Origin of the sequence: Legionella resiliens (assembly GCF_021344005.1) — a bacterium.
Classification (GTDB): domain Bacteria; phylum Pseudomonadota; class Gammaproteobacteria; order Legionellales; family Legionellaceae; genus Legionella; species Legionella resiliens.
The window spans coordinates 106,928-128,306 of the sequence record NZ_JAJTND010000001.1 but is presented as its reverse complement, the minus strand read 5'-3'; the positions used below and the strand labels follow the sequence as shown (position 1 = coordinate 128,306).

Genomic DNA, 21,379 nt, shown 5'->3' with positions numbered 1-21,379 from the left:
TTAGAGTCTAAAGGGTTGAAAATTATTCGCGGAAACCTCATCGGGCGCTCTTTGCCTTATGATTTTTTAAAAGGAACTTATTATGGCAACAGCATTGATATATGGGTTTGCTCGTTCGTTTATATCTGGTCAGCCCATTGCGGATGCAACGGTTACGGTACTGGAAAATAAGGAATTAAAATTTAAGACGGACTCCTCCGGGAAATTTGGACCAATTGAGTGGCCTGTTGGAACGCCTATTACTTTGGTTTTTGAAAAACCCGGATCTTTTTGGACTGGGTATAAGACGATACAAACAGCGACCCTAATTGTTCCCCCCGAAGGAATAAATAATGAGAATTTTCTAAAAAATATTTCATTTCAGGTCCCTTCCAATATGGCATATAAATTTCTTTCTTTTGCAATGGGCGAAACTGAAGATCCTCAAGCGTGTCAGATTGCGGCAACGGTAACGCCGCCTAATACCACTATGGATGATATTCCCCAAGGTGTTGAGGGTGTTACGGTATCATTGTTTCCTAAAGTAGAGGCAAAAACTTTTTATTTTGATATTTTTCCAATTATTCACAAAACCAATCCTTTTATCAAAACATTAAAAGCGACTTCTTTGGATGGCGGCGTTGCTTTTATCAACGTCCCTCCCGGTGATTACACCATGAGGGCAGAAAAGGGGAACATACCATTTTCCGAAGTAAAAATTAAAGCACGTCCAGGAATGATTGTGAATGCAAGCCCTCCACAGGGACCTACTATGCTTCAGGAATTTAAAACAGATGAAAGAAAAAAAACAAATCAATTTAGTTTTTTTAAACCTGCTGTGGCGCTCAGCATCGCTGCAGTAGGGGTCCTTGCTGCAACTGCATTAAGCCGATCCAGTTGTGACCCATAAATACACAAAATAATCTTTACGTTCCGGTTTTTGAACAATGAAAGAAAAATGTTGAGACAACATCCAGCAACATGGCTACTGATTCATTTGATGAAAGCATTAAATTACATCGGGAGTGCAGGAGGAACCTTTGGTGGTGTTCAACTACATCAACAAACGTAAATTATATCGACATTTAATTGAGGATCGATGCAATGAATTCGGAGAACAGTAATCCCCTTTTTTAGCTGTTCAGCATAAACAGCTATCGACATGTTACGTAAGACTGGTGTGGCATCATAAAAATTTAAAAAAAAGCTATACTTTAACTATTCTCTATTTTGTTTAGTTTTATTATGCAAGAAAAAGAGGAAGCACCACCACTACTTAGCAAGCATGGCCAACTGATTGATTTAATGAAAGCATTAGGTTACACCTCTAGTGAGGGAGGTATATGTAACGGCTATGCATATATGGCAATGCAAGCTATTTTTGCAGATGAATTCGATGTTTTTGAGCAAAGAGTTAACCGTTTATTAGATATTCCTCTTGATGATTTTAAAAAGGCTGCGACAATTCAATTTAACGCACAGGAGGGAAAAGAAACCACAGAAAACTTGCTCAAGAAGATACTGGAAGATGAATTGCAGGCGAACAATCTCCTTGTTGATACGCATGCTTTTTTGGATGGAATCGAATTGACGCAACAACGCCATCTCTATCCTCATTTATTTAATGATACAGAATCACTCGAGCAAGATAGCTTTGTTAAATTAATTACCCCTCGAAAGATTGAAAACCAAGGAGAAATAATTTCTGTACCAATCACCTTATCCGGTGCTTATCGATATGAAGATATGGCAAGTGATTATTTTGGGCTTCTGAGAGAAAAAATTAATGCCATGATTCCAAAGCCAACTACGCCTATATGCTTGACTTTAGCAGGTTATGGAATACAACATGCTGTTGCAGTGTCTTTTGATCCTAGAAGTGATAAATGGACCTTTATCGATGCGAACAAGATTCCAGCTCAGAAGTTCACAGAAAATGATGAACTTGCTCGAGCGGTGATAAAGGGCTGTTCTGCCAATGACATTGCGGCGATTTACACCCACGTCTCTGTATTGTCTGAGAATGAACAGTTAAATCAAGAACTAATCAATTGGGCGCAGGAAGTAAAGAGTCGCTCACAGAAAGATATGGCAAAGAAAGCCAATTGGGCTGATTCTCAAGGGGGAACTTGGCTGACTGCTGCAGCTGCAGGCAACGATTTTGAAGTGATTACTCCTCTGGTTGCTCATGGAGCAGATATTAATAAGCCGAGAGCGGATAAGGTGACCCCTCTAATTTTGGCTATTTTGAATCGAAAAGTACAGGCAATAGAAGAACTAATAAAGAACAACGTTGATCTGAATATGCCTTATGATCGTGTTAACACCCCCCTGCGCGCAGCAATAGCAATGAAAGACCTGCATATTATTGAAATGCTTTTAAAAAATGGTGCAGACCCTAATTCTCGTCCTGTAGGTCCTAAGGGGGTGGGCGCTATAATTGACAGTGCCATGGAAGATGCCATAAGCTTAAACGATTACAACATTGTAAAATTAATTCTTGAATACGGAGGGAAGGCCTCTCAACGCCCTAGTGGAAAAAATAAGGCCATGGCAGCGGCGATAGAAAAAGGTTTTATTGAAAGTTTAAAGGCGCTATTTGATCATGGTGTGGACCCTAAAGGATTTGAAGAAGACTTCAGCCTTCTGCTTTTGGCAGTCAAGAGTAATCAGCTGGGGGTCGCCAGGCTACTATTGGAGTATGGAGATGATCCCGAACTAGAAGATATACACGAATCAAAATCCGCACGTCAATTTGCAGAAGAAAATAATTTGCAAGAGTTTTTAGAGCTTTTCAATAATCCTCCTCCAAGAAAAGAAATAACTGATAAAAAGGCTGCTCAGAAAGAGGCTCCTTCATCAGATAATGATCACGCAATCAATGATTTTATTGACGATCTGAAAAAATATTGTCAGACACGTCGAGCGGAATGGAACCTGCCAAAATGGATGCATGTCAATGAAAAGTCAGCGCAATATAAAACGAATCTTATTACCTTAAAATTTGGATTTAGTGTTGAAGATAAAATAAAGGCTGCAGAAAAACTCATTGCTGCATTGGAAAATAAAAAATCAAGAGAGCGACTTACCGATTTTGATATTGCGGCGTTACTTAATTCCAGATTGTATTCAACTGTAGTAAAAAAACATGAACGGTTGTTTGAGCAAGTTGAAGAAGTTAAAGCATATAAAAATAAAGCCGAGCAATTGGCGAATACTCCGCAGAATCCCGCAGCGTGACATGTGAAGTCCTAGGAATCAAGGAGCGAATGAAGATGACTACAGCAATAGAAAAGACGGTGAGAAGAGTATTTGATGAGATGTGGAATCAACAAAATGCTGCATTGGCGGATGAGCTTTTTTCAGCAAAGACTGCAATTCATTTTAGCTATGATCAAGCAGCCAATTTACAGGATTTTAAAGAAGCCTTATTGCAATGGTATCGCGCTTTCCCGGATCTAATACACTCTATTGATGATCTGATGGTTAGTGGTGATAAAGTGGTGACACGCTGGCATGGACATGGGACCCATCGTAATGAATTTTCAGGAATTCCTGCAACAGGTATCTCTGTATTTTATAGTGGCATTACTATTTTCCGCTTGGATCATAATCAGCAAATTGTGGAAGCTTGGGTATACAGTGATTTAAATGACATGCTCACCAAAATGCAACAAAGTCACAAGTAATAGGGATGCTTATGGAGAAAGAGAGAGAAAAGCGTTATGAGAAGGCAAAAAAATTTCTTCCGCAAAATGTGGTTGCTTTACTAAAAAACGTTCAACCTTCAATTGCGTGGTCACCCGATGAACAGCGGATTTGCTATCGACATGATACGATTCAAGGCTATGAATATCTTATTTTTAATCTGCACAACAAGAAGAAGGAACCTGCTTTTGATCATTCATTGCTGGCGCGCAACGTTGCAGAAAAATTAAATCGGGAAATCACGGCTTTTGCCTTGCCAATCAATACAATTGGCTTTGTTGACGAACATATTTTGCAACTCCATATTGAGCAATTTATTTTTCAATATGATCGGACGACGCAGGTGCTCTCGCTTGTGCCAGAGAGAAAAAAACCTGCTGCAATGTCCCGATGTCCCACGATTATGGAGCTTTGGGGGCTTTTACCCATTTCCATTGCGCCAAGAATTCGTTCACCAGATCAATATTGGGATATATACAGTAAGGAGCATAACTTATTTCTATTTTCATTTGCTGAAAATAAAGAGTATCAACTTACAACTGACGGCACCGCAACGAATGCATATGCTGTTTCTCCTGATACGAATCTAACCTCATTAACGCTGCATCGGATGCAGACCCCATTACCGCCTATGGCTATCTGGTCTCCCGATTCACAAAAAATTATTACTTTTCAATGCAATCAGCAGCTGGTGAAAAAATTAGCACTGCTGCAACATGTTCCGGAGGACGGTTCATTTCGTCCTAAAGTTTATGATGCGCATATTCCTTTTGTAGGAGACGAGGCGATCCCAGAAATCAAATTATGTTTGATTGATGTCACAGAACAGAAACTGAGTAAAATCGATATGCCCCCATTGTTGCCTGCATTAGTCGGATCCCCCATTGAAGCCGGCTATGTTTGGTGGAGTGAGGACAGTAAAAAAATCTTTTTTTTAAAAGAAGAACGGGGCAATCATCAACTTTCTTTGTGTGAGTTGGATGTTACAACAGAACAGTATCGAATCATTCTCACTGAAAAATCCTCAGGATATGTTGAGCCCAGTCAATTAATTTTGTGGCAGAATTACACGCAAATACTTGCAGAGACACATGAATTTATTTGGTTATCGGAGCATAACGGTTGGGCGCACCTTTATTTATATGATTTATCAACTGGGCAAGTGAAAAATCCAGTTACCCAAGGTGAATGGATGGTTCGCAAAGTCGTTCATGTTGATACCAAAAACCGCTGGGTATATTTTTTAGGGAATGGCAAAGAACCGGGTGTTGATCCCTATTTTCGTTATTTATATCGAGCGCGCTTGGATGGGAAAGAGATGCAATTATTGACCCCGGAAATTGCAGATCATTCCATTGTTTTCTCACCCTCGTGCGACTATTTTATTGATTATTGTTCTTCCATGGACTCTATTCCAGTCACCAAAATATATGATAAGATTGGGAACGAAATTGCTCTATTGGAAAAAGCTGATTTTTCTCTGCTCCATGCCTTGGGATATAAACAACCGAACTCTTTTTGCCTCAAGGGTGCAGACGGGGAAACAGATATTTATGGGGTCATGTATTTTCCTACCCATTTTGACCCAAAGAAAAAATACCCAATTATTGATGACATTTATCCAGGTCCACAATTAACACGTGTGCCTAAAACCTATTGTTATGATCCTCCTGAATATTTCTACGGGTGCTGGTGGCCGCAAAGTTTGGCTGAATTAGGTTTCATCGTCGTTAACATGGACGGGCGCGGTACCCCTTTGCGCTCTAAAAAATTTCATGAATATTCTTACCAACATTTAGAAACCGCTGGGGGATTAGAAGATCATGTTGCGGTGATTAAAAGCCTGGCAGAGCAGTATCCTTATATGGATATAAAGCGAGTCGGGATTATCGGACAATCAGCAGGCGGGTATGCTGCAACTCGCGCTTTGTTGGATTATTCTGAGTTTTACCAGGTAGGAGTCTGTGTTTCTGGGTTACAAGATCTACGAAGCTATTTGGCATTTTGGGGTGAACGGTATCATGGTTTACCAAACGATGTAGATTATGCCCTGCAATCGAATTATCCCTTGGCTGCTCAACTTAAGGGAAAGCTATTTCTGATTCATGGCGATTTAGATGATAACGTCCATCCATCCAATATGTTGCAATTGGTTGATGCGTTAATTAAGGCAGATAAAAATTTCGATATGCTGTTAGTTCCGAATGAGAACCATTCTCTGTATTTTATGAATGCTTATGTTTGGCGTAGAATTTGGGACTATTTTGTTGAGCATTTAAAAAAGTAACTGTCTCATAAATTTCCACCTCACTGCTGTGCTCAATAAAAGGGCAAAGAATTCCTTGAAGAAAGAATCACCCACTGCCATAATAAATTTAAATGCTCTGTTCAGTATTTCAAAGAAAGGATTCCTTATGGCTACTGTAGGTACTTATCTCGCACAGCGTCTCCAAGAATTAGGAATGAATGATTACTTCGCAATTCCTGGGGATTATAATCTGGGTTTATTGGATGAATTATTAAAAAATACGTCCCTGAAAATGATCAATTGCTGTAATGAGCTCAATGCGGGTTATGCAGCAGATGGTTATGCGCGAATAAAAGGCGTCTCTGCCTTGGTTGTCACCTTTAGTGTTGGCGGCTTAAGTGCGGTCAATGCAGTTGCAGGAGCTTATGCTGAGAATTTGCCTGTAATCGTCATTTCAGGCGGTCCTAATACAAACTCCGTACAGGATGCAGAAATTTTACATCATACGCTGGCAACGGAAAATTACAGCTACGTTCGCGAAATATTTGCGAAAATTACGGCGCATAGTGTGTTTATTCATAGGCCAAGTGATGCGCCCATGCAAATTGACACCGCTATAGCAATTGCCTTGGAAAAGAAAAAACCTGTCTATATTGAAATTGCCTGCAATATTGCGGGGCTGACTGTTTCCCCACCCACACAGCGGGCGCTTAATGTCAAACGTTTGAGCGATACCTCCTCTCTTACTGCAGCGATTGAAGATGCAGCAGAGAAGCTCAATACTGCTGTTAAGCCAGTACTGATTGCAGGCAGTAAATCTCGCCCCTGCGAAGCAACCGCTATGATCGAAACCTTAAGCAAATCCTGCGGCTATGCCTTAGCAGCAATGCCTGATGCAAAGGGATTTGTTTCAGAACAACATCCTAATTACATGGGTATTTATTGGGGGCCCGTCAGTTCCCCGGGATGTGGGGAAATTGTAGAATCAAGCGACCTGTATTTCTTTATCGGGCCTAATTTTAACGATTATACGACTGTTGGGCATGTGTGTAATATCCAGCCTAAGAAACTTATTGTTATTGCTGATGGGAGTGTCTCTATCGCTGGCAAAGTATATACCGAAGTGTATATGAATGAGTTCTTGCGAGGATTAAAGGACAAATTAAAATTTAATGATGCTTCAGTCAAAGCGTATCAACGAATCGCAGGTTCTGCACCTTTATATAACGAACCTGATGATCTGAATTCACCACTGACCACCCGCTTTCTATTTGGACAAATTCAAAAGCTTTTGAGCAGTGATTATGGGGTTTTGGCAGAAACTGGAGACTCATGGTTCAATGGTATGCGGCTTAACTTGCCTGAAAATTGCCCCTTTGAAATTCAAATGCAATATGGATCGATTGGGTGGTCTGTAGGAGCACTTCTGGGTATGCAAGCAGCGCTTCACAATAAAAAGCGGGTTATTGCTTTGATTGGCGATGGTTCTTTTCAAATGAGTGCCCAGGAGCTTTCTACACTCGTTCGTTATGGATTCAAGCCCATCATTTTTTTAATGAATAATGCTTCGTATACGATCGAGGTGCAAATTCATGACGGTCCATATAATGTGATTAATAATTGGCGTTATGCGGATTTAGTCGATGTTTTTAATGGAGAACAAGCGAACGCTCGAGCTTTTAGAGCTCCAACGCATCAAGCACTTCTCGATGCAATTAAAGAAGCCAAAAAAACAGATGCTTTATGTTTTATTGAGGTGATTTTGGATAAAGATGATTGCAATAAAAATCTGTTGGAGTGGGGCGCTCGGGTCGCATCATACAACGGCCGCTCCCCAAGAACGAATTAATTGATGCTGCCGCTCTATATAATCAATAAGCAATAGAACAGGCTCGCACCAGTCTGCGCCACTCGTTCTCCAGGTTCTATCTACAGCAGTAAAAAACATAAAAACTTATAGGCAAATGTATGTTATTTCCGGGAAAAATAAGCCAATTTACCTGAAGGAACTATACTTATACTTACGGCTATTGGTAAAAAAGGACTTATATGAAAATCTATCAAAATCCTCAACCCCACGCAGTGGAGCGTGTGAATAATATTAAAAATCAAAAGAAACCCAGTAATTTGGCAGGCTCTAAGCATGAGAAAAAAATAGAAGAACATGACATAGAAAAAACAGATAAAGAGATTTTTGAAACTATGTCTGAAGAGCAAGCTTGGAGAGAGACTCTTGAAAAAAATAAATCTCACTAACTTTTGAGTTTCGAGATAAGGAAATTCCTGGTGATCAATTTTTTACAGGTTCTATTAGCGTTTTTATTGGTTTTACTTAATGCATTTTTCGTGGCAGCCGAATTTGGAATGGTAAAACTGCGAGCCACTCGTGTTGCAGCAATCAAGGATATGTATGGTTTACGCGGAAGAATTTTAGTCCATGTCCACAAACATCTTGATGCGTATTTATCTGCATGCCAGCTCGGTATCACGATTGCCTCACTTGGATTGGGTTGGATAGGAGAACCCGCTTTTGCTGATCTGTTGAGGCCATTTTTGATTTTTATTGGTGTGAGCTCACCCCAATTAATCACGGTCATTGCTTTTTTTGTCGCTTTTTCATTTATTTCTTTTCTCCATATTGTCGTTGGGGAGTTAATGCCTAAATCCCTTGCAGTTCGTCAGTCAGAAAGAGTGTCTGTGTGGACTGCCCTACCTCTATATGGTTTTTATTGGCTTATGTATCCTGCAATATGGCTACTCAATACTTGCTCAAATTTTCTTTTAAGAATTTTTAAATTAGATGAAGTGCATCAGAGTGAGTATTTTTATTCTACAGATGAAATAAAACTGCTTTTAGGCACAAGCCATCTTCATGGTGAGCTTACGGAAGAGGAGGTTGAAATCATTGAGCATACTCTGGATTTAGCGGAACTTAAAGTAACTGAAGTGATGCGATCTAACGAAGAAATGGTCATGCTCAATATAAGCAAACCTATCCAGGAAATCATCGAGATCATTATGAAGCATCGTTACAGTCGTTATCCAGTTTATGATCCAGATAAAAAAGATGTTATAGGTATTATTCATGTTAAAGATCTCCTTCCCATCTTTTATCAACACGGCGAGATCAAAGAATTGCAATCACTTCTCCGACCGGTTCTCAAAGTGTCACGTCGCGTACCTGCATTGGATTTGTTACATAAATTCCGTGAAGGGATGTCTCATTTTGCACTCGTTTACCGCGGTAACGGGAGTATTTTGGGATTTGTTACGCTCGATAATTTACTGCAGGTAATGATTGGTCGAATTAAAGATGAATTTCATCGTACTAAAGTGGATTGGGTATTAAATGATGATGGGAGTATATCTGCTTCAGGTAATTGCTCCATCTATTCTTTAGAACAAGCATTGAACCAGGATATCGATATAGACGATGAGATTGATATTTTAAATGGATTATTTATTCATCGCTTGGGCTACTTACCTAAGGAAGGAGAGCACATTGAATTTCCAGAATTTCATGCCAAAATTGAAAAAGTTAGTCCCTCAAAAATTATTAAGGTAAGAATTTATCCTCAAAAAGACGCTGATGACTCTAAAGATCAGGCTGATTAAGTAGACTGTTTTTATCCTACGCATATAGAATGGATGTCTCCTCGTAATATAGAGAACTGGCGATTACCTGGGTGATTTGCTCCTATAAAATAATATGATTTTGATCTCCGCTGAATGAGAAGAAAGAAGAGTCATTCATCTTGGCCATTATGAACAGCAACCTTGAGGTCTGGATCAAGCGGATTTCCAGGAATTTTCCGAGAATCGCTAGCCCACTCGCCTAAGTCAATGAGTTTACATCGCTGAGAGCAAAAAGGTTTGAACTGGTTCTCGGGGCACCAGGTATTTTGTTTCCTACAAATAGGACACGTGATTTTTTGATCGATATTCATTATAGTTTTCCATTATTTACATGAGACATGGAGTGCGATGTGGCACCAGTGGTTTCACTATATTTTAATGCATCATTGTGGGATTTGGGAAGTTAAGTCTGAATATGGAATTGAAGGTTTAATTTAATGATCCAATACATCAAGGTTTCTAATCAAAAAATTGACGATACCTTGGGTCAACAAACCCTAATCAATAATATGATATCCACTATCAATATAAATGACATCTCCAGTAATGTTTTTAGCATATTGGCTGGCAAGAAAAACCACCATTGCACCTACATCATCGATATCAACCAATGACCTTAAGGGGGATTTTTCTTTTGCAAGTTGAAGTAAATCATCAAACTTCTCCAGACCTGAGGCTGCACGGGTTTTTAGCGGACCGGGAGAAAGGGCGATGACGCGAATTTGTTGTGGCCCCAGCTCTACTGCCATGTAACGCACAGAAGCCTCCAATGCAGCCTTAACTGGCCCCATGAGATGATAATTATCGACCACTTTTTCTGCACCATAGAATGACATGGCAAACAAGGAGCCGCCATTGTTCATCAGCGGTTTAGCCAGATTCGCCATACGGATAAACGAATGACAGGAAATATCCATCGCCATGAGGAACCCTTCTTTAGAGCATTCATGCACAGGATTTTGTAAATCTTCTTTGGGTGCAAATGCAATCGAATGAACCACGATATCAATTTTCCCCCATTTTTTGCCAATTTCCAAAAATAAATCATCCAAATCATGCTCTTGGGTCACATCACACGGGCGATAAATGGAAGGTTGCAGCATGTTGGCGACTTTATCCACAAATGGCTTGGCTTTCTCATTTAAATAGGTGACTGCCAGATCAGCACCAGCCATTTTTAACGCATGGGCACAACCAAAGGCGATGGAACTTTCATTGGCAATTCCAACTACCAACGCTTTTTTTCCTGAAAGTAATGTGTTGTCCATGTCATAATTCCTTATTCTTAATAAGATGGAAACAATGATTGGCAATAACCCATTCTTCGTCGGTAGGGATTGTATAGAGATCGACAAAACTTTTGGGACTACTAATCATTAATTGTTTTGTCTTGTTTAAAGTCGTATCGATTTCGATTCCGATCCATTCACTGTCTTGGCAGACAGCATGACGAATTTGCCAGGCATTTTCCCCAATACCGCCAGTGAAAACCAATACATCCAGCCCACCAAGTGCCGCAGTAAGTGCTCCGAGCTCTCTGCGTATCCGATAGACGAACAGCTCAATTGCTTCTTTTGCATACGGGCTTTTGTCTTCAATCAACTCTTGCATATTAAAAGTAATGCCGGAAACACCTAACAAGCCCGATTCTTTATAAAGTAAATTTTGAATTTCATCTGGGCTCATTTTTTCAGATTGTAAAAGATAAAGGATGACCCCGGGATCGATAGTGCCACAACGTGTGCCCATCACCAGTCCATCCAATGCGGTGAAACCCATAGTACTGTCTATTGATTTTCCGTTCTTGATCGCACACATGCTGGCACCATTTCCCAGATGCGCAATGACAATGCGACCTGAGTGTTTTTCCGGATTAATGTTTTTCAGCTGATGCATAATAAATTCATAAGAAAGCCCATGAAAACCATATCGCTTAACCCCTGCTTCAAAAAATTTTCTTGGAAGGCCAAATAGATCTGCTGTCTTTGGATGAGTGGTATGAAATGCAGTATCAAAACAGGCGATTTGTTGTAATTCAGGATGGAGTTTACTGATATTCTCAATCGCTTCAAGATTGTATGGCTGATGCAGCGGAGCAAAAGGAATGAGTTTTTTTAATTTTTCCATGATGTCTGTAGAAATAAAGACAGGGGAATTAAACTCAAGACCACCATGCACTACCCGATGTCCTACGGCACTGATTTGAAAACCAAATTGATTGTTTTTTAAAGCTGACAATAATAATTCATAAAAGTAGCTGTACCCGCGATCTTTTTCGAAATGATTTTCTCTCACTAAGACATTATTTTCGTCATACAGTTTCAGAACAGGTGATTCCCGAATGTTTTCAACAATACCATGCAACTGTTTGGGCAAGGAGGCACTCAATTCATATACAGCGAATTTAATACTTGAAGAGCCTGAGTTGAGTACAACTATATGATTATTATCCATATATCACACGCGTATAAGTGGGATGAAATTCCATTATTTTTGCCTTAAGTATTGAGCATTATCAAGGTTATATTTTTAAAAATAATCTATTGTACAAAATAATTACAAAAATAGCCTATACTCTTTTCAAGAGGCAATCCAACTGTAATGCTGCACTAGATTAAGGACATTTCTATGTTGCATAATCCCATTGATAGCCGTTCATTATATAATTGGGGTTATTATACTAATATTATTCAGTTAACAAAATTATAAGGTGTGTTGAACAATTGGTCCTCACTACCCACGTGGGCTTGTCCGAGGCATCCAGTGGATGGTCAAATTAAAACCCGCATTTAAAAAATGAGCTCTCTAGATGATTTTTCCACGAAAAAATTTGTTCTTAATGAAGCTCTTCCTGGATGCCTCGGACAAGCTGGGGCACGTAGGGTAAATGGAAATCAATTCACCAGCATCACTTAATTTTCAGCATAAATAATATGGAATAAAATTAAGGGTATTCAAGGAGTAATAAAACTTGAGATTCATGAACATAAGACCCATGCCGTTACAGAAAGGCGATACTTTAGGTATCGTTTCACCTTCCAGTCCCTTAAGATTAAAATCCATTGATTTAAGCGTTCATTATCTGCATGAGATGGGCTTTAAATTAAGGTTTGGAGCCCATTATCAGGACGAGGAGCGATTCTTAGCAGGTAGCGACGTCGATCGTGCTCAAGACATGATGAGCTTTTTTGCAGATCCTGACATTAAAGCAATTATTTGTAGTCGAGGCGGTCAAGGATCTCAACGGCTTTTGCCCTTACTTGATTATGAGATAATTGCGCAAAACCCTAAGATACTGGTTGGTTTTAGCGATACCACCGCGTTGCAGTTGGGGATTCTAAAAAAAACGGGATTGATTTCCTATACTGGATTTACATTAACCACCGCACTTACTCCTTTAATCAAAGAAACACTTTTGGCCTGTCTGATGAATGAACCTTATCGTATTGTTGCAGGTGAATGTGTTAATCCAGGTATCATCCAAGGAAGTCTTGTTGGTGGGAATCTATCACTGATTACTTCATTAATAGGAACACCATATCAGCCTGATTTCAGGGGAAAAATATTGTTATTAGAGGATGTAGGAACGGAACCTTTTAATGTAGATAGAATGTTGTCTCATTTAGAATTAGCTTCTGTATTTGCTCAAGTTTCAGGAATTGTTTTCGGAACATTTGAACAATGCATTTCAAAAGATCCTGAAGAAGGGACAATTGATGAGGTGATTACTGAATGGTCGACTCGTTTTAAAGTGCCATGCATTAAATCTTTTTCCTATAGCCACGGGGAAATAAGCTGTGTGTTACCGCTGGGCGGACAAATTTCCTTAAATGCTTCTGCTTCTTCGTTAAGTTTTTAATTAATGTTCTCTGTAAATTTATTTGTTTTAATGTGCTAAATTTATCATAATGGCTGCTTTTTTCAGTCTAAGGATCCTATGTCACCGTTGCTTACAATTCATATGCTAGAAGATTTGGTTCGTGCCGCAGAGTTGAATCAAGAGGGTAAAACTGCGGATTATATTCCAGAACTTGCTAATGTGAATTCGGAGTTGACAGCGATTGCGGTCCAAGCATTAGGTGGGCCCCCCCTTTCTTATAGCAACTGCCCTTTGAATCCAGTCACATTACAAAGTACAGCTAAAATGATTCCTTTAATTGGCCTTCTTGAAGAGTTTGGTGAAGAGCAATTGTTTGACTGGGTTAAGGTAGAACCTTCTGGAGATGATTTTGCTTCCATTACCCGCTTAGAGCAATTTGGACCTAAACCTTCAAATCCCATGCTGAATGCTGGAGCGATTACCTTATGTTCGCACATTCCAGGCAAAGGGGAACAACAATTTGGATGGTTAGAACATTGGACACAAAAATTATTTAATCAACGCCTTAGCATTAACCCCTTGGTTTTTGCTTCTGAAAAACGCACGGGTAACCGCAACCGAGCTCTGGCTTATTTATTAAAAAGTAGAAATAATCTTGGAGCGGATGTTCATGAAACCTTGGATTTATATTTTGCGCTTTGTTCCTATGAAGCCAAGTTAGAACAAATGCTGTTCCTGCCTACGCTATTAGCTAATGCAGGCCGCCATCCCGACAGCGGCGAACAACTCATTTCCACCGATACCTGTAAAATTACTTTAGCAATTATGGCAACCTGTGGACTTTATGATGAAACGGGAACCCATATGGTTAAAACGGGCATGCCCGCTAAAAGCGGTGTGTCTGGTTATACCATCGCTGTTATTCCTGGTAAAGCAGGAATTGTGGTATTAAGCCCCAGAGTAAATGCGAAAGGTAACAGTATCCGTGGTGAAATCATGCTCGAAGGCCTGTCCAGAGCGATGAATTGGCATTTTGCATTACCTTAAATAGAAAAGTATCTCTGAGTTAAGCGAAGATAGCCCAGGGTTTCAATAATTTCCCTCCTGGGCTACGGCTTTGCGCCTTCGCTTAGTTTACAATTCTGACTGCATTACTTGAATCGTAACTAATGGTGATTGACTTACCCTAATATGGTTTTTTTGCTGTCAAGCACTTCTTCTTCCTCTTCTTCTTCTTCCAAACGGGAGCCTATATTTTCAACCTTGCCTTCTGTAGATAGAGTTGGTGAGTCATTGACTAAGGAGGAAAATAAACTGGAAAATTGAGTTAATAAGGTACTCATCCCTTGTAGAGACCCAAGGGTTTTAGTAATATTTTCAAGATCTTTCAGAGAATGCTCCAGAGATTCAATGTCTTGGTTCTCCAATTTCCTTATATCTTGCAGGAGCGTATCTTGTTCTTGGAGTTTTTCTCGATATTTTCTACTTCCTCTTCTACTATAAATCGGGTGGCGAGTTATCTCTTTCTGCACATCAATGAGTTGAGATTTTTTCTCAATTAATTGTAAGTCATCGTTTAAACTTTTAAGCACTTCAGTTTTTATGAAATCAAAATCCAGATTGGTGATATCGATTCCGTCTAAAAGTTTATCCAGATTTTCGAGATCATTATTTGCAACAATATTTTCTTGTCGCAGTTGTGCTTTGGTGAGTTTAGAGGCGAGTTGAGAAGACGCTTTTTGTACTTCTTGGTATGCGGCTAGGATCATGGGATCTCTCTTCAATTGGAGTATTTGAGAACCGAAATATTTTTCTTCTAGATAATTGGCGCGTTTCTTTACATAGCGTGAGCTTGAATCCCTAAATGGGGGATTTTGCAAAACCTCCAGTTGGGTCTCAAAACTATTTAATTCTAATTCTATAGCACTTCGTTCTGATGTACTGAGGTCTTCTCGTTCCAAATAAGCGCGCAATAGAACAATCAAATTTTTAAAAAAATCAGGGGAATCGATGGTTTTTTCGCGATTCATGAGTAATGCTTTAAACAGTGGATGGGAATTGCCGGAGAGTATTGAATAAGCAATCGGTAAACCTTTATTCTTATTGTCTGGAGCAAAAAGTGATCCTCCATGCTTAATTAGGACAGAGAGACATTCAGTCATAGAATTTGAATGGCTATCCTCGTAAAAACAGGCGTCTACTGTAGATGGATAAGGTATTTTGTGCACGGTGACCGGTTGATGATTTACATCGACGTCACCATATTCCAAAATAAAATTCAACAAATTAGGGTTCCGAGTTTGCAAGGCTACGCTGATGTATTTTTCAGCATGTAACAGATGATGAAAAGAAGTTAATAAGGCAGCCAATTCAAATTGTTTATTGAATAATAAAACGGGCAACAAATTGGCGCCAAGCGTATTCAATCCTCGACGTATCTTTTGTAACTGCTGTAGTTCCGCTAACTTGATTTGATGTTCATAGACCAAACTGATTTCATATGTTTTAGCCAGTAACTTCTCTATTTTTTTAGCTTGTACTTCTTTGGCTGTCTTATTAAGGTTTTCAAATTGGGAATTTAATTTCTCCAGTTCATGTTCCAATTCGTAAGTAGTCTTCGATTTTTTTGATGAATTCGTTTTCGTCGTTGGGATAGCAACACTTGCTGTGGGAGCTTCTTCTACCATTGAGAAAGTGACATCCACTGCGGGAACCTCTTCTTTTGAGGAGGCTGAATCCTGCGAAGCAACTTCGGGATTTGAAGGAGTGTCTTCATGGGTATCAGTTGATTTATTATGCAAAGCTTTTAGTTGAGGAGTGGCTGTAGGTGAGACTTGAAGTGATTGTCGTTCTCGAAGGGCGCGAGCCGCTATATCGTGAAAGCGAAGAAATTTCGGGTAATTGGGCGATCGACTAAGAGGAATGAGCTCTCTTAATATGGCACATGCTTTTTCAGTTATCTGTAACGCTTCAACTGCATTCTCCTTTTGGGAATCAAAATGTTTTGCAAGATGCTCCTCACACTCATTATAACGAGCTTCCAAGCCGCTAATGGTCTCATTGTGTTGTTGTCGCAGTTTATTAATCAAAGGCTTTGTATGCTTGAGTGCCAAGAGGATGAATTGGCTCCTCAAACCCTTGCTGTCCACCAATTCATAACCATTGTTTGTTTCTTTCTCAAAGGTTATGTTTGAGAGCAAATGATCAAAAGCATTGAAGTAAACATGCAGTCGAAAGTGTTCTCCTAATTGGTTTTTAAAATCAGCAGTGTAATGATATTGGCTTAATTTTGGATTATCCCGATATTCATTTTGATAAACACTAATGTGGTGTTTATCCAGCTCATACCGATGTTCTTTATCTTTTAAGAGAACTTTTGTTTGTTTGGGGCATTCAATACGGAAGTAGTAGTGGCTTTCTTTGTTGGTGTCTAATACCAATTTACATCCTTGAGGCAGTTGTACAGTACTCTCGTTTTTGAAAAGAAAATTAAACAGTGCATTTTTAGCCATGGAAAACCTCTAAAACAAAAAATTGCACATATTATAATAAAAAAGTACTTTTTGTAAAAAACTATATTTTTTTGATTTTTGGATATTCTTTTTGTTGTTATTTATGTCTTCTTATCAGTTTTATAATCAATAAAAACAAGAAGTTATGAAATAAAAATTAATGTTGATTAATTTTATAAATAGTGGGTTAAGATTAACCATCAAAAACGTTTGCACTGACGCAATCTATTCAGGAATTCCGTTGCTGGTACTGCGAGTCCCAGGTGTTGTATTATTTGGAGCGGCTGGACCTACTGACCTATTTGGGTACAAATGCTTAGAGCATTTACTCAATATTTAAAGGATTTCTTGTGCTCCTTGGTTAGTATTTCATGAGCCGCACGAAGTCCGGATAAATAAGCACCATGTACGGTACTTGGATCAGTTATAGAAGTTGCTTCCCCTGCAAAATAGAGCTTGCCAGCTACAGGTTTAGCTAATAATGCAATAACATTTTTATCTACATTGATTGGTAAATAGGAATAACTTCCAAGAGTAAATGGATCACTAACCCAGTGGGATTGTTTTACTTTGATTGGCTCAGGAATATTTGCTCCATAAATCATTCTTAAGCGTTGCATTGCCCATTCGTTTAAATGGCCTCTTTTTTCCATCTCTCGTGCAAGCTTGCCGCCAGTAAATACAATGAGTACGGGTTTTTTTGTATATTTGTAATAATTAAAGATATTAAATGCCTCTTCCTTATTTTTAGGTAACATGCCAATCCATTCTTTGTCTTTATTCCAAAAAACTTTATCAAACAACAAGTATAATTTTTCATAATTACCCATTTTTAATTGAGCAATTGCGTTACTTTTGTTTTTAGGCAAGGAAGGGCGAAATATAATTTTGTTGGATTTTAGTACTCCTAAAGGAACAGTAATAATCACGTGTTTGGCATGATAGGTCTCTTTTTGAGTGATGACGCGAACATCCTCGGAGGTGTAATCAATTTGTTGGACAATTTCATTCAAATGGATAGGGATATGCCGTGAAAATTTTTGAAAAAGCTGAAAATAACCTTCAGGAATAAGTGCATTTTTACCAGAGGAAATTGAGCCTTCGTATGCAGAATAAACATTACGTGATAATTGCGTCAAATTATCAGCAAATTCATAAGTGTAAATATTTTCTAATGCATAATGCAGTAAGGCGCGTTGGTCTGTATCCAACTTTTTTTTCTGTGCAAAAGCAGTAAAATTTTGCTCAAAGGAGAGCATGATATTTTGTGTTTTACTGTAATGGATGAACTCATGAGCCAAACTGGAAAATAACTTTAAAGAGCTTTCCGATACAGGCTTGCCTTCACTGTTATATAAAGCAAAGTCTTTTAGCATGTCGGTTGATTTGGAGTTATTATAACTATTGGGCACGATGGCATGTTGGTTTAGTAAAGGGAGGAGCGGGTTGTGTTCAATCCCATGAATCCAGGTAGCACCCAAATCAATGGCAAACCCCCAATTATAGTCTGTATGGACTCGGCCACCGAGGCGATCCTTTGCTTCAATAATAAGTACATCCTGGTGTGCTTGATGTAATTGTTTTGCAGCAGTTAATCCAGACACGCCAGCTCCAATGATTATGGTGTCATAAGAATGTGTTGCCCAAGACCATGGGACAACCAATAACAACAAAGCGGCGCAAATAAATTGTTTTTGTATAAAATGTAAATGAGTAATCTTTGAGAGTAATTCATTATAAATTTTTAATTTAATTCGTTTATTCATACACATTGACCAAATAATTCCCTCTTACACTGCTCAGAGAAAGGTAGCAAAATTAACGGACATCAATGATATGCGCAACCAATGTTCCAGAAATAATCTAATGGTTCAGTTAAGTAAAATTGAACGGTTAGGATAAACAAGATGCATGTTTTGTAAATAAAATAAACAAAATTTTCAACTAAATCGACTTGGTCCAATAAAAAACATCGATGAAGTGTGTACCTCAGACCGAGAGGAAAGGCCCATTTCACCTGCAAAAGAAAAGCCAGAGCACAATAATAAATTTAAGAAAAACCATTTGATTTTTATCATATTTAACATCCTGTAACATACTTATTAAATCTTATTCTTGATTCACAGCTATAGGTTGAAGCGGCAATCCTAAAAGGGAAAATCTTTCTCATTATCGCTCAGTTTATTTGAGAATAATTAATTTCTAATAAGCCGTGATGATGGGGCGTTTCCAGTTTATCGTGATGTATACAAAGAGACAAGATTTACTTTAATTCCATGTTCCCTTTAGTCAGTGAGCTGTGATTAATTGATTCAAGAGTGCTCACTGCTCTTGGTGAAGGGGTAGTGTGGCGTTGATTCAAATCTTCTTGTTTTGGTTGTAAGTCGCGTTTCAAGCCTCGGTCTGGGATGGAAACTTTTGTTAAAGCAGGTGAAATAGAGGATATTTCATCTCCGCTGCTCAGTAGCGTTTCTGCTGAGCGATCATGATGACTAGTACCTATTATGGCTGAGGAAATTTGCTCAGTACTGCATTCACCTTTATCAATGTGATCTATCATTACTAATAATGCACCCGTAGAATGATAGCCACAGCTCACAGCATCCAATATAGGCTGTGTTTCTAACCGGTATATTGTTACCTGCTGATCTAAAAAAGTAGCATTGATTTGTTTGCCAATGTTAAACGCCCATAACCCAAATGCCTTGAATGGAGCCGTCAAGTAACCCCATGCCATTTCTAAAAGAGACGGTGCATCAGAAGAATTAAAAAATCGTTCCGGTTCACTTATTTTTGAGTCAAAAATACTCATTTCACCGTTTTCATTTTTTGGATGATAAAGTGCGACGTAATGCCGTTCTCCAGAACCTTTTCCCAATAAAGAGCTGCAAATATTAAAACGGTCAGTACCTAATTGCTCTGAAATAGCGGCTATAGTTGCTTGATAAGAAGGTTCAGCACCAAGACCTTCGCCATCTTTTACTGCTAATGGACTGGGAATGACAACAGAATTTTTTTCTTCGTTATAAAAATAAGTAACATTCATTCCGTCCGGGTCGTCCAGATTCGGAATGAGGACATTTACTTCTCGCTTTTCCCATTCTGGTTTTTCCCCGAGGTATTGTGTAACAATGAAATCCATTTCATCTGAAAATAGCATGTGTCTTGGCATAGCATCCGCCCGGCCCTATTTCTTTAATAATATTTTAGTATAAACAAAAAGAATTAAAGTTTTATTAACGCGTGTTCGTGAAATAGGCAGGATAAACACGAAATCCAAAAGCTTACATTCCGCGCTTTATGCCCGGAATCCAGCTCCGGTCTTCAGGTGAGATCGACTGGATGCCGTGCATAAAGCACGGCAAGTAGGCAAAAAAGACTTCTAGTGAATAGTCCAAGTGATAATACCGCTTGTATAATAAGAGATATTACTTTGATTGCCATACCAATATTGGGCGACAGGCAATGAAATACCAACCTGAATCATTATTTTGGGTGTAGAAAATGAGAGGGAGGGGGTTGCATAAATAATATTTCCTCCTGTGTTAGGAACGGTATGCGAGTCAAGTTTAGTCTTAGCAGTATATTGGCCATTTAATTCAAGCACTCCAAAAAATATGTATTTTTTTTCTGCGCTTTTGATGTTACGTCCTATTCCCAAATTGTAATAATATTGTGCTCCTTGCTGAATTGAATCTTTTTTGCTGGCGACTAAGGCTCCTGGGGCAATAAAACCATACCAATCAACGAGCATACGCGAGTAAGTGGCTCCAACAAAATAAGTCATCGCATCGAAACTGGATGGGGCACTTTTCCTAGAAAATCCTGATACGCGGCTGCTCGGATTAAGTTTTTTAGAAATTTCGTCTAAATTACTGACCGGAAAAGAAGGAGAGAAAATAAGAGTTGCTTGATCTGAATATCTTGAATTTTCGTAATTATAAAATGCATATTCTAAATCAAGGGCAAGATCGCCGATGCCAGATAGAGTTTGATTGCCATTTTTATAACTAAACGCATAAGGCAGGGTGAGCAATAGCGAAGCTGAGTCTGTGATTCCATAAAGTATGGAAGGGGTTCCGTCCAAAATGCTTTGGGTTTGGCTATATAAGTAATTGGGATTGAACGAAACAATAAATTGATTCTTATCAATAATATTTTGGCCAAAAGAAAAAAAGGGACCTGGCTGTTGTGACGTGGCTAGAGCAAAATTCCCTATGGCAGGGGGTTGATTGAGCGATGAAGCTGTAATAGCAGCTGACCACTTTGCATAGCTTATAAAAAATAAAAATAACAATCTTCTAAAAGGGCTTAGAAGATTGGGTTGTTCTTGCATCCTGCGCTCCCTTTAAATAAAATCCTTCATTATTGTAGTGAAAATACTTATCATAAATCATTTGTATCCAATAGTATCATTAAAAAAATACCCTAGATTGCATCATTATTTCCATCAAATCGAATCTTCTAAATGAAGTT

16 protein-coding genes are annotated in these 21,379 nt (G+C 38.9%); 9 read left to right on the top strand and 7 right to left on the bottom strand.

Annotation, left to right across the window (positions count from 1 at the left end; all coding sequences use genetic code 11):
• The first annotated feature begins 82 nt into the window (after positions 1 to 82).
• The 7 genes from LXO92_RS00575 (at position 83) to LXO92_RS00545 (ending at position 9,550) form a co-directional block, all read left to right on the top strand.
• On the top strand, positions 83 to 889 hold the full coding sequence (locus tag LXO92_RS00575; RefSeq protein ID WP_182350818.1) for a carboxypeptidase-like regulatory domain-containing protein: 807 nt from the start codon (positions 83 to 85) through the stop codon (positions 887 to 889).
• Positions 890 to 1,224: 335 nt separating this feature from the next.
• Entirely contained in the window at positions 1,225 to 3,219 is a 1,995-nt protein-coding gene (locus LXO92_RS00570) for an ankyrin repeat domain-containing protein (RefSeq protein WP_232890111.1), read from the top strand.
• A gap of 35 nt (positions 3,220 to 3,254) precedes the next feature.
• The gene (locus tag LXO92_RS00565; RefSeq protein WP_232890110.1) at positions 3,255 to 3,668 is read left to right on the top strand and encodes an ester cyclase; all 414 of its coding nucleotides are present in this window, start codon (positions 3,255 to 3,257) and stop codon (positions 3,666 to 3,668) included.
• 11 nt (positions 3,669 to 3,679) lie between these two features.
• Entirely contained in the window at positions 3,680 to 5,974 is a 2,295-nt protein-coding gene (locus LXO92_RS00560; RefSeq protein ID WP_232890109.1) for a S9 family peptidase, read from the top strand.
• Between the two features lie 127 nt (positions 5,975 to 6,101).
• The gene (locus LXO92_RS00555) at positions 6,102 to 7,784 is read left to right on the top strand and encodes a thiamine pyrophosphate-binding protein (RefSeq protein ID WP_232890108.1); all 1,683 of its coding nucleotides are present in this window, start codon (positions 6,102 to 6,104) and stop codon (positions 7,782 to 7,784) included.
• Between the two features lie 200 nt (positions 7,785 to 7,984).
• Positions 7,985 to 8,191 (top strand): hypothetical protein, encoded by a 207-nt coding sequence (locus LXO92_RS00550; protein ID WP_232890107.1) that lies wholly within the window; start codon positions 7,985 to 7,987, stop codon positions 8,189 to 8,191.
• A 30-nt stretch (positions 8,192 to 8,221) separates the two neighbouring features.
• Positions 8,222 to 9,550, top strand: a complete 1,329-nt coding sequence (locus LXO92_RS00545; RefSeq protein WP_182350813.1) for a hemolysin family protein — start codon at positions 8,222 to 8,224, stop codon at positions 9,548 to 9,550.
• A 131-nt stretch (positions 9,551 to 9,681) separates the two neighbouring features.
• Here the strand turns inward: LXO92_RS00545 and LXO92_RS00540 are convergent, their stop codons facing one another.
• The 3 genes from LXO92_RS00540 to LXO92_RS00530 form a co-directional block, all read right to left on the bottom strand.
• Positions 9,682 to 9,882 (bottom strand): DNA gyrase inhibitor YacG, encoded by a 201-nt coding sequence (locus LXO92_RS00540; protein ID WP_182350812.1) that lies wholly within the window; start codon positions 9,880 to 9,882, stop codon positions 9,682 to 9,684.
• A 186-nt stretch (positions 9,883 to 10,068) separates the two neighbouring features.
• Positions 10,069 to 10,839: an enoyl-ACP reductase FabI gene (fabI, locus tag LXO92_RS00535; protein WP_182350811.1), complete on the bottom strand. Its 771-nt coding sequence runs from the start codon at positions 10,837 to 10,839 to the stop codon at positions 10,069 to 10,071.
• A 1-nt stretch (position 10,840) separates the two neighbouring features.
• Positions 10,841 to 12,025 carry an acetate/propionate family kinase gene (locus tag LXO92_RS00530; RefSeq protein ID WP_232890106.1) on the bottom strand — a complete coding sequence of 395 codons (1,185 nt, stop codon included), beginning with the start codon at positions 12,023 to 12,025 and terminating at the stop codon, positions 10,841 to 10,843.
• Between the two features lie 526 nt (positions 12,026 to 12,551).
• On the opposite strand from LXO92_RS00530, the gene LXO92_RS00525 reads away from it, so the two are divergent.
• Both LXO92_RS00525 and glsA read left to right on the top strand, forming a co-directional pair.
• A complete protein-coding gene (locus LXO92_RS00525) occupies positions 12,552 to 13,430 on the top strand; it encodes a S66 peptidase family protein (protein WP_182350809.1) in 879 nt (292 codons plus the stop codon).
• A 78-nt stretch (positions 13,431 to 13,508) separates the two neighbouring features.
• Positions 13,509 to 14,438 (top strand): glutaminase A, encoded by a 930-nt coding sequence (gene glsA / locus LXO92_RS00520; protein WP_182350808.1) that lies wholly within the window; start codon positions 13,509 to 13,511, stop codon positions 14,436 to 14,438.
• 134 nt (positions 14,439 to 14,572) lie between these two features.
• Here the strand turns inward: glsA and LXO92_RS00515 are convergent, their stop codons facing one another.
• The 4 genes from LXO92_RS00515 to LXO92_RS00500 all read right to left on the bottom strand — a co-directional run bounded on the left by LXO92_RS00515 (position 14,573) and on the right by LXO92_RS00500 (position 21,239).
• Entirely contained in the window at positions 14,573 to 16,903 is a 2,331-nt protein-coding gene (locus tag LXO92_RS00515; RefSeq protein ID WP_232890105.1) for a nucleotide exchange factor GrpE, read from the bottom strand.
• A gap of 329 nt (positions 16,904 to 17,232) precedes the next feature.
• Positions 17,233 to 18,669, bottom strand: a complete 1,437-nt coding sequence (locus tag LXO92_RS00510) for a flavin monoamine oxidase family protein (protein ID WP_182350806.1) — start codon at positions 18,667 to 18,669, stop codon at positions 17,233 to 17,235.
• 497 nt (positions 18,670 to 19,166) lie between these two features.
• Positions 19,167 to 20,075, bottom strand: coding sequence for a hypothetical protein (locus LXO92_RS00505; protein ID WP_182350805.1), 909 nt, complete (start codon positions 20,073 to 20,075; stop codon positions 19,167 to 19,169).
• A gap of 210 nt (positions 20,076 to 20,285) precedes the next feature.
• Positions 20,286 to 21,239, bottom strand: a complete 954-nt coding sequence (locus tag LXO92_RS00500) for a hypothetical protein (protein ID WP_232890103.1) — start codon at positions 21,237 to 21,239, stop codon at positions 20,286 to 20,288.
• Between the last annotated feature and the right edge of the window lie 140 nt (positions 21,240 to 21,379).